Here is a 10,160-nt window from a genome sequence, read left to right as displayed (position 1 = left end):
CTAAAGTCCCCCTGTCGCGTTTCCTCCCCGGTCTAAAGACACGGGGCTTCCACGCTCCCAAGAGGTTTACGTGAATGCAGTGGCGATCGCGCCGGACGGCAAAACTGCCGTTTCCGCATCCTCTGATCGCACCCTGAAACTGTGGGATTTGGCAACGGGGGGAGTGTTAGCTACCTTCACCGGGGAGGCTCCGATGATTTCCTGTGCTGTAGCTGATGATGGGGTGACGGTGGTGGCGGGGGACTGGTTGGGGGGAGTAAATTTTCTGCGGTTGGAGGGGTTGAGAGATTGAAAAACCGGGTTTCTGGGATGTGGGTGGGGGGCCAGAAACCTGGTTGCTGGGACGATTTGAAAACCATGCTAGAAATCACCCTAAACTAGGACATCACCGCATAAATTCAATGCCCGTCGGGTTGATCATATCGGATAAATTGACCCCCCACATTTATTAAATCAAATGATGGATAATATACTGCTTGATGGCTTTGGGTAGTCTGTAGAGATTGTCTGGCTTTTCCAGCCAACAACGTCGCAGCAAAGATTGAATCGAATTGAGACAATCTGCGGGAGGCATTATCGCCATTTCTAGCAATCCTCCCAAGCTGATAGGTTCGCTCTCGCCGGCTAATAAAACCATCACTTGTTTTTCAGTTTCCGACAGGCGATCGTACTGTTGCCGTAAAATACACTTCACATCTTCCGGCAACAATAAAGTATCATTTTTCAAAATATCGGGGACAAACCCGCCCAACTCTTGAATCTGGCTGGCGAGACTTTTCACCCAGAACGGATTTCCATCATAGCAGTCAATCAGTGGGGAATTTTCATCAATTTCTGTCAATCCGTAATCTTGGAGAATCTTTCGAGTCGTGGCGATATCTAACCCGGTGAGTTGTAGCGTCCGCAGCGGGCTATTTTGCTTGGCACTGGGGGGGAGTTCAATGGAGGGTTCCCAACCGATGAGTAAAACGCAGCTTTGATGGGATAAGTTCTCAACTTGCTTAAAAAAGGATTGATAGTCTTGGCACTCGGCTTGATATTTGCCCGCCAACTCTCCCGAAACAAACAAATTGTGAAGGTCATCTAAAACTAGCAAACAGCGATATTGTTGTAAATAATGAATGACGAATAAAGGCTCTGAGGTGAGGTGGAAAGAGCGATCGGTTGGCGATTTTGAGAAAAACTTTAGCAGGCGATTTTGCCAGTCTGAAAAGGTGGGAGGCGACGCTAGGCTACACCAGAAAACGGACTCGAACTCATCTTTGATTTGCTGCACCAGTTGGGAGACTAAGGCGGTTTTGCCGATGCCACTCATGCCTGTGATTGCTATGAGGCGACAGCGTTCGTTTAGAATCCAATCACTCAGGGTTTCCAGTTCGAGGGTGCGATCGTAAAAAACACCCAAATCCGGCATCTCGCTTAACTATTGACTGCATACCTCTCGATTGGGTGGGTGTCGGTTTGGTATATCCGGCGGGTGTCTTCCCTCCCCACAAACGTTAATATTGCCAACTCCAACATAATCTTGTACAACATTTGAAAATAGGGAAAATTGAAACCGCTCCATTGCCGAGCGAAAATTGGATTTATTAACTTCTTCTCCCAACTCCTCCGAAAGGATATGCCACAACTGCGAACCCGCATTTCTGACGCTGCTTTCCGAGTAATCATACTCTTTGGCAATGCGTTGATAAGTCTCCCGTTCCAGCGTTCCTCTCAGTACCGCCTCCTGCAGATCGTCAAGGTGATGTCCGGTCTTCGCAAACACGATGCGATCGGCGAGATTTAACATTTCTTTAAGGTTCATAGCATAGGGGTGCTTGTACGGGACTTTGGTATTATACCACATTTTAGTACATTTTGGGATTTGTTTATACAAAACTAGATTTTATAACTCTGATACCCGTTAATACTTGAGGCAAAATAATATATATTTGAGGTTGACAAACACCGAAACCATCAAAGATAATAATAGACAGAGCATTTAGTTGATCAAGCCGAAAAATTTAGTTGGTTGTATCTTGGTTTTTGGCAAGCCATCAAAAAAAGAAACCGCAAAAAAATTAAGGAGAAAAAATGGATTTTACATTCAAAATTATTTTGTTAGTTACCGGTGTGTTCCTTTTTTTCGGCGGTGTCATGCCTGCTGGCGCTCTGGGCCAAAAAGGTCGTATTATTTGTATTCTGGTTGGTCTTGCATTAATAGCAGTATCTATTGGATATCCTAATCCTTAAATTGATTTTAGTTCACCTGAAGTATGGAGGGGTCAAACATGATGGGAATTTGACGGCAATATTCTACGTTTTTATCGGCATTATTGCACTCGGTATTGGTCTTTATTTGATAATTTCTCCCTTTGCATTTGTTATCGGATTATGCAAGCCTAGCATTGTACTTAATGACAAGAAGCCACAAACCAGAATGAGAGTCCTAAAGAGTTCCGGTATTACCAGCATTATTCTGGTTTTGGTTCTGAATGGATTATCTTCTGTTACGGCGGAAGAAAATGACAAGACTTATATGGCAAAATCTTCCACGTTTGTAGCAGCATCCACTTATAGGCCCGAACCTCAAAAATCGAAACCAGTAGCAAAACCGGTCCCCACAGAAACTTGGATAAATGTAAGGAATGATCGTGCAGTTAAAATTGCAGGCATTCAAATGCTCGATACCATTTTTCCTAGCAATTATTTTATGGAAAATGTAGAGTCAAAAGGCGGTCAACTGGCGGTTGTTGGGTTAGAAATGAAAAACACAGGAAACCAATCCGGTAGTATAACCTGGTCAAGCTATAAGCTGATTGATAGCCAAGGTCGGAAATATAACGAAATCAATGATTTTTCAGAAACCTTAAGTATCAATCAATGGCTGAAGGACAAAGGGATCGAACCGAGTAGTCAATTATTTCCAGGACAGGTTGTCCCAATTGTTAAAGTATTTCGTGTAGCTAGTGATGCTTCTGGTTTTAAATTAGAAGTTAATGGCAAGAGAATCGACATTAGGGAAGACGACTTATTCGCTATTTACTAGGTTAATATTGTCAGTCGTTTATACTCATAAACCGGGTGTCTTATATCTCTGTTTCATGAAAAACGAGATAGTATTTCAGAAACCCGGTTTCTTCTATTCTGTCGCCGGTCAAAAAAATGCGATCGCCAGCAGTTCATCACCCCGACCCCGACCCCTATAGCCTCAGACGATTGGCTGAGAATAGGTTTATGGAATTGTTCCCCCCCACTACTGGCCAATGGGAGTTAACAGACCGGGTATATCCGGGAAAAGTCAGCCAAGTGCTACCTTTCGGGAGGGGGAAAGAAACCGGGTTTCTTAACGTGATGTCGGTGAGGATGCCGAGATTTTCACAGAAACCCGGTTTCTCAGCCTGGGGGGGGGGAAAGAAACCGGGTGGCTCAGAGGGCCACTCATCGGCACAGTAGCACCATATCTTTGAGTGGTCAAAATGCGCTAGGATAGCGGGGAAAAACCATGCTTAATTGATTATGGATAACCCCGGTTGCATCACCAAGTCTAAATCATATTCTAGCGGTTATCGACCTGTTAACCTTCTCCGACGGTCGATGCTGGGTCTCCCTTGTGCGATCGCATTATTATTAACAGGAGTGACCGTAGCCTCTGCTGAGAGTCCCATAAATCGAGAAACTCAAATAGTCGCCCGCGCCACCCCTACTCAAAATCAGACCCCACGGGTTTTAAGGCGCGGTAGCCGAGGTCAGGAGGTAGCCGAATTACAGATTAGACTCCGAGAATTGGGATATTTTAATAACCCTAATTTAGGTAATTTTGGTCCGATCACTCAACAAGCAGTTCGACAATTTCAAAGCGATCGCGGATTAAGGCCAGATGGCATTGTCGGACAAGAAACTCGCCAGGCTTTAGCCCTAATTCCGCCCTCGCCAAAAACCCCAGAAGTCGCTACCACTCCCCCACCTCAACCCACAGCAACTCAGCCGCCGCCACCAGCCACCCCCCCAGCCGCCAAACCCCCAGCCGCCACCCCCCCAGCTATCAACATCAACTATGATTTACCAAAAGTCTTTCAGACAGCGATCGCCCTCTTAAAAAATCCCAGTTTTGTGGAAGCACCCCCCCGCGATCCATCGGGAAGAATGAGCCATGTTAAAACTATTACCGGTCCTATTGCACCCAAATCAATTGTGCATTCAGGGAAAGGCTTATTTTTTGCCCAAAATATGATGTATCGCCACACAATAACCGTCTATGACCGTAACTTTGATTTAATCAAGACTATTCCCGACAGCATCAAATTCTCAGATTTTGGCTTCTCGAAATTCACCGGAAATCATAGAGGTTCACCCGTAGAAGCCTCATTTTCTCCTGATGGAAAATACGCCTACGTTGCCAATTATAAAATGTATGGTTCCGGCTTTTCTCGCCCCGGAAATGATAGATGTTCTCCAGCCGGGAGACATGATGATAGTTTCATGTATAAAATCAATACCGAAACCCTGAGCATCGAACAAGTGATCCAAGTCGGACCCGTGCCGAAATTTAATACAGTTACTCCTGATGGTCGTTTCGTATTAGTTAGCAATTGGTGTGGTTGGGATTTAAGTATTGTTGACACCCAAATAGACCAGGAAATTCAACGGATAAAAATAGGTCGTTATCCGCGAGGAATTGCTGTTGATTCCAATTCCGAATTTGCTTATGTAGCCGTCATGGGTTCCACCCAAATCGCCAAAATTAACCTTAATGATTTTTCCCTGACCTGGCTTAATAATATCGGACGTTCCCCTCGACATTTGAATATAGATCCTCAAGGGAAATTCCTGTATACCACCCTTAATGGTGAGGGGACGGTGGCAAAAATCAACCTAGAAACGGGTAAAGTCATCCGCCGAATTAGGACAGGAAGCGCCCCCCGTAGTATGGCAATTTCTGATGATGGTCAATTTTTGTATGTGGTTAATTATCACTCTAATACCATGAGTAAAGTCCGCACAGAAGATATGAGAGTCATTCATACTGTCCGCACTAACCACCGACCCATTGGTGTGACTTACGACCCCCAAAAGCGACAGGTTTGGGTAGCTTGCTATTCTGGCAGTGTTATGGTATTCCAAGATTAATATAACATTCGGATTCAGTTAACTTACCCATGATTCACCTAGCTGTCTAGTTTTTCAGGGTAAGTTTTTATTAGTCGTTTGGTGGTGTCAGGAGATTATGAACAAACTTAATAAATTCCATTTGATGTTGATGCAAAAATCCGGCAAAACCCTAATTATAGCATCCATCTCTCTAGTGGTGTTAACCTTAACCGCGATTCGATTGGCGGTAGCTGACTCAGGTTCTGATATTTTCAAATTAGGCGATCGCATAGATTTTCTACAGCAGAAATTAAGCAATCATAACTCATTAGATAACTCTGAATCTCAGGAAACCATCGCTTTTTTACCCCCACAACCTGGTCAATTTGAAATTATTAAGACTATCAAAAGTGATGATTTAACCCCCAAGTCTGTTGTTTATGCAGACCCCGGAATGTTCTTTGTACAAAATATGATGTATGAACATTCAATTGCTGTTTATAATCGTCAATTTGAGCAGGTTAAAAAAATTGCTGATCATGTGAATTTGTATAAGTTTGGTCATCGAGATTTTACCGCCGAAAAATACAAAGGTTCTCCCGTAGAAGCAGCAGTTTCTCAAGATGGCAAATTTGCCTATATCTCCAATTATCGGATGTATGGTCCTGAGTTTAATAATCCCGGTCATGATACCTGTTTACCATCAGACCAATTCGACCCTAGTTTTATCTATCGGATTAATACCGAAAATTTAACCATTGACAACGCCATTAAAGTCGGTTCAGTTCCCAAGTTTATCGCCGTTTCTCCCAATGGTAAATATGTCTTAGTAACTAACTGGTGTTCAGGGGATGTTAGCGTTATTGATACTGACATCAATCAAGAAATACAAAGGATATTTGTAGGCAGATTTCCCCGGGGAATTGCCATCTCTCCGAATTCTGAAACTGCTTATATAGCCGTGATGGGAACTTCCGATATTGCCAAAATAGACCTACAGGACTACTCAGTAAATTGGATGCATAACGTAGGTTTATATCCTCGCCATCTGGTTTTAGATTCCACCGGAAAATATCTATATGTTACCCTGAATGGTGATGATCATGTAGCCAAAATTGACACAGAAACCGGGGAAATTATCAGGAAAATTTTTACAGGTGCAGCCCCTCGTAGTATGGTATTATCAGATGATGATCAATTCCTCTATGTGGTGAACTATTACTCCCACACCGTTAGTAAAGTGCAAGCTGAGGATATGGAAATTATTGATACCATCACCGTAGGCTTAAACCCCATAGGAATTACTTACGACCCGAAAACTCGACAGGTGTGGGTAGCTTGCTATACGGGGAGTTTGGTGGTCATTCAAGATTAACAGATAAAGATTTCGGGAATTGGCGGTTTATCTCTTGTAGTCATCAGGTGTTGTCAGCCAGGAGTGAACTATGGAGGTCCTGACCGTTATTCCCAAAATGGCGATCGCCCTTGGGGTGGCAACTGTTTCGATGATATCACAAATACAGTTTCGCGGGACAGTTTCATCCCCCACAGAAGTTGGGGCGGAATATATTGTCTTTCAAACTTACCCAAATAATCAAGTTAGGGGTTTAGTTTATATTTAAAACTCCGATATTGGTTCATGTTTTGAAGGAGTTTTTAATTCCCAGCAAAGCCAAATCCAACATATCACCTATACTTACCCAGTCATTGGAAACAACCATGATGATGGTTGGGAGACTCATGTATCAGATGAAGCCCTAAATTTAAGCACCTTTTCCCACTCCTTTAATTCCTCAGAAATTAATGAAAATGTGCAAGCATGGTTTAATGAATGCTTAGAGGTCATCTCAAATCCCCTTGAATAGTGATTGATGATTACTTTCTCTCTCCCGTCAGTTAAACCGCCGTTACCTCCGGCTAATTAGGAGACAATCAACTTTCTAGGTTGCCGCTGATATACCCTCCAAAAAAGAGTGAGATTTAATCATCAACCTCACTCTAATTTAGCTGTTAATTGTCCGAGTCAGTTTCCCTATATCTCAAGGGAAACTTAACTGATATTTTACACAGAGAAGGCATCTACTTCATCGATAATGTCATCGATAATGTCATCGATATCATCAATGTCATCGATGGTACTGATGCCAGAGAAGGCATTAATCTCATTGATGGCTTGGAAGTTATAAACATCCAAGAAGGTCACCTGATTAATAGACCGAACTCCAGCAAACTCAATCAAAGCAGCAGAGTTTTCTTCCAGGTAAATATCCATTGCCATTTGCGGATTAGCTTCTAGGAACTCCTCACTGTAGGGGTCAATTCCCGCCAGCAGACCAGCACCGAACATATACTCTAAGCGCTGAGTAAAGGTAACGTCCTCAAAGGATTCCACACCAAAGAACTCAGCCACCTCTTCTTGCACATCTTCCGACTCGAAATATTGCTCAAAGCTGTAGATATCGGAAGTTTCGTTACCTTGTTCCAGCAGTTGACCGGTCAAAGCATCGAACAGTTCCGAATTATCAATCTCACCATCGTCATCTTGATCAAAATCAGCGAGATTTTCAGCCAAGAAATCAGCATATTGAGTCAGCGCCCAATTGAGATCGATGGTCGGTGCCGTGCTGAAATTGCCTTGCAAACTAAACTCAAACAGTTGTTGAGAATTAATGCGGAAGACATTTTCAATGCGATAGTTCTGAAGAATTTGTTCGCTCGCTTGTTGGCGGAAGAATTCAATATCAACAAATGGGCTGATATCGATGCCAAGTTCCGAGGCAATTCCCAAGTCAAAACTTTGCAAAATTGACAGATCCAGGTTGAAAATTTCCTCAACCGGGATACCAAAGAAGTCAGCAAAGACTTGGGGATATTGAGTGGCGATCGCATCATAATCAATGGCCACAAAATTAAACCCTTGTTCCAAACCTACCGTATAGGCGTGTTCAAGAATTTGTGCGCGAGTCAGACTCTCAGCACTGATTCCAAAGGTAGACTGCAAGGAAGCAGCATATTTAGTGCGGTAGAACTCGAAGTCAATTTGGGTCGAAAGACCACCATAGACATAATCCAGCACCAAAGAGCTTTCCAGGGAGGCAACTGCGCTAACATCAATGTTATAGGCTCGCGCGATGTCAACGGCGAACTGTTGTCGCAGAAAATCAACTTCCACAAATTCCAGCGGGTTAATTCCCAATTGCCATCCTTGCTGGAAGGCAAAGTTAAACACCTGTTCAGCAGAAAGGGAACTAACATCAATCACACCAACATCATCACCATCAGCGGTAAAAACAGCTTCTGCTGTTCCGCGCAGCTTACTGCTAGCACTGCGACTTCCTTCTGACTCTACACTGGTTAGACGAACTCCAAATTCCTGACCCACAAACTGGTCTAGGCTCAATTCTTCGCCATCTGCAGTAATCACAAACACTGTGGATTGAATATCATCCCGACCAATACCAGGAGTTCCGATTTGCACACCAGCATCAAATTTCAGCGGTGAAATCGAGGTATTTCTTACCCGTTTCACATCACCACTAAAGTTAGAATTGGTGACATCATCCCCAGATACAGACAGGCTATCGAGAAGGCTACTATCTTCGATATTGAAGAACACACCGTTAATATCGGCGATGGGTTCCACACCGTCAACTGTGAATTGAATGCCTCCTTCCACTTCTTCTAATGTCACCGTTACCTGTGCTTCTGCTCCGGTGAAATTCGACAATTCAACCACTACAGAATTAGGAGCCTGACCTTCTGGAATAGCTGGCACGAGGAAGGCTTGATAGAAATCAGCCAAGGCTTCTGCATTAGCTTCGGCATATCCTTGCCAATCAAAGGCTAGTGTTTGCAGGGTTTCAATTCCGGTAATGGTTTGGAACTCACTGCTGTAGAAAATTTCGATGAGTTGCTGATGGCTGAGGGATTCGCCTTCGTTAAGCTCAATACCCAGAGAATCCAACAACTGTGTTTGTACTGCTGCTGTAAACTGGTTGAATTGAGCATTCAGGAAGTTGACGTTAATCAATGAGAAATCGGTGTTAAACCAGTCAAGAATGGTGCTATCTGGCAGTTCCTGGGATGCGATCGCACTCATGAAAGTCTGACGGAGATAGTCAAAGTTGACAAATCCCTGAATGCTGACTTGTCCACTGAACATGAACCCATGAACTTGTTCTAAGGTCAGCTCTGTGACATCATCCACCCCGAACTGTTGGATTAAGGTTTCTGCATTCGCCTCAATGAATGCCTCGTAGTTGATAGCAGATAGCTCTATAGTCTGCTCTGCTTCCATCAGCAAGGCTTGGAATTCTCGGTTGTAGACCAAATTGATGATTTGAGCATCATTAAGCTCTACAATGGCTTCTATGGACTCCTCAAGAGACAGGCTCTCATTAACCTGTTCAATGGTAATGGTTGTCTCGGTCAGAAGTTGCTCAACTTGATAGCGAATAAATCCGACATCAGCAGTTAAGAAGTTCTCCTCGAAGGCTGCCAAAATCTCAGCATCTGTCAAGGGTTCGATTTCACCGCGTAGGACATCCTCAACGGTAATCGGATTTTCTTCTGTGCTGAATAAATCAGCGATCGCTTGAGCTTGAGAGGCTCGCAGATAGCTGTAGTTAACTTCAGACTGTACCAGTTCAATCTCGACATCCTCACCTAGAACCTCTTGGAATTCAACGCTAAACGCCAAAGTCACGATGTCTTCAGTGGTTAACTCATCCACAGATTCATATTCAGTCTCCAAGATGGTATTGACATCTTCTAGGCTGAAAACAGAAGCCTGGAACAGTTCCTCAAGCTGATAGGTGACAAACTCGATATCGATTTCTTCGGTTTGGGTAACGGTCTCGACATCGACCATCAACTGCTCGATGTAAGCCAGAACGTCCTCGGCTGCAAACACTGGACCGTCGTCGGAATCATCATCCTGGTCGTCGTCTTGGGAATCATCATCAGACTCATCAACGATATCCTGGTCGTCGTCTTGGGAATCATCATCAGACTCATCAACGATATCCTGGTCGTCGTCTTGGGAATCATCATCAGACTCATCAACGATATCCTGGTCGTCGTCTTGG

General features: G+C 43.8%; 8 protein-coding genes and 1 pseudogene. 6 read left to right on the top strand and 3 right to left on the bottom strand.

All coding sequences use genetic code 11. From position 1 onward, the window contains the following. The first annotated feature begins 70 nt into the window (after positions 1-70). Positions 71-292: a WD40 repeat domain-containing protein gene (locus tag ACTIE0_RS16865; protein WP_006668704.1), complete on the top strand. Its 222-nt coding sequence runs from the start codon at positions 71-73 to the stop codon at positions 290-292. Between the two features lie 156 nt (positions 293-448). Here the strand turns inward: ACTIE0_RS16865 and ACTIE0_RS16860 are convergent, their stop codons facing one another. Together ACTIE0_RS16860 and ACTIE0_RS25025 are read right to left on the bottom strand one after the other, a co-directional pair. Next, positions 449-1,414, bottom strand: a complete 966-nt coding sequence (locus ACTIE0_RS16860) for an NB-ARC domain-containing protein (RefSeq protein WP_006668705.1) — start codon at positions 1,412-1,414, stop codon at positions 449-451. A 9-nt stretch (positions 1,415-1,423) separates the two neighbouring features. After that, positions 1,424-1,807: a helix-turn-helix domain-containing protein gene (locus ACTIE0_RS25025; RefSeq protein ID WP_488193804.1), complete on the bottom strand. Its 384-nt coding sequence runs from the start codon at positions 1,805-1,807 to the stop codon at positions 1,424-1,426. 269 nt (positions 1,808-2,076) lie between these two features. Here ACTIE0_RS25025 and ACTIE0_RS16855 point away from each other — a divergent pair, with 269 nt between their 5' ends. From ACTIE0_RS16855 to ACTIE0_RS16835, 5 genes are all read left to right on the top strand, one after another. Further along, the gene (locus ACTIE0_RS16855) at positions 2,077-2,235 is read left to right on the top strand and encodes a hypothetical protein (RefSeq protein WP_006668707.1); all 159 of its coding nucleotides are present in this window, start codon (positions 2,077-2,079) and stop codon (positions 2,233-2,235) included. Position 2,236: 1 nt separating this feature from the next. Further along, a complete protein-coding gene (locus tag ACTIE0_RS16850) occupies positions 2,237-3,031 on the top strand; it encodes a DUF4352 domain-containing protein (RefSeq protein WP_050786896.1) in 795 nt (264 codons plus the stop codon). A 548-nt stretch (positions 3,032-3,579) separates the two neighbouring features. Then, positions 3,580-5,112: a peptidoglycan-binding protein gene (locus ACTIE0_RS16845; RefSeq protein WP_006668709.1), complete on the top strand. Its 1,533-nt coding sequence runs from the start codon at positions 3,580-3,582 to the stop codon at positions 5,110-5,112. A 97-nt stretch (positions 5,113-5,209) separates the two neighbouring features. Continuing rightward, positions 5,210-6,448: a YncE family protein gene (locus ACTIE0_RS16840; protein WP_006668710.1), complete on the top strand. Its 1,239-nt coding sequence runs from the start codon at positions 5,210-5,212 to the stop codon at positions 6,446-6,448. Between the two features lie 70 nt (positions 6,449-6,518). Further along, positions 6,519-6,695, top strand: coding sequence for a hypothetical protein (locus tag ACTIE0_RS16835; protein ID WP_006624439.1), 177 nt, complete (start codon positions 6,519-6,521; stop codon positions 6,693-6,695). Positions 6,696-7,135: 440 nt separating this feature from the next. Here the strand turns inward: ACTIE0_RS16835 and ACTIE0_RS16830 are convergent. Beyond that, positions 7,136-10,160 (bottom strand): annotated as a pseudogene (locus tag ACTIE0_RS16830) (energy transducer TonB); the annotation flags it as partial.

It is taken from the genome of Limnospira sp. (assembly GCF_051859755.1).
Classification (GTDB): domain Bacteria; phylum Cyanobacteriota; class Cyanobacteriia; order Cyanobacteriales; family Microcoleaceae; genus Limnospira; species Limnospira fusiformis.
This window is presented reverse-complemented; position numbering and strand designations above follow the sequence as displayed.

Bases quoted from the DNA above. Each gene is read 5' to 3' on its own strand.
- ACTIE0_RS16860 (WP_006668705.1), bottom strand. From the start codon at position 1,414: ATGCCGGATTTGGGTGTTTTTTACGATCGCACCCTCGAACTGGAAACC.
- ACTIE0_RS25025 (WP_488193804.1), bottom strand. From the start codon at position 1,807: ATGAACCTTAAAGAAATGTTAAATCTCGCCGATCGCATCGTGTTTGCG.
- ACTIE0_RS16855 (WP_006668707.1), top strand. From the start codon at position 2,077: ATGGATTTTACATTCAAAATTATTTTGTTAGTTACCGGTGTGTTCCTT.
- ACTIE0_RS16845 (WP_006668709.1), top strand. From the start codon at position 3,580: ATGCTGGGTCTCCCTTGTGCGATCGCATTATTATTAACAGGAGTGACC.
- ACTIE0_RS16840 (WP_006668710.1), top strand. From the start codon at position 5,210: ATGAACAAACTTAATAAATTCCATTTGATGTTGATGCAAAAATCCGGC.
- ACTIE0_RS16835 (WP_006624439.1), top strand. From the start codon at position 6,519: ATGGAGGTCCTGACCGTTATTCCCAAAATGGCGATCGCCCTTGGGGTG.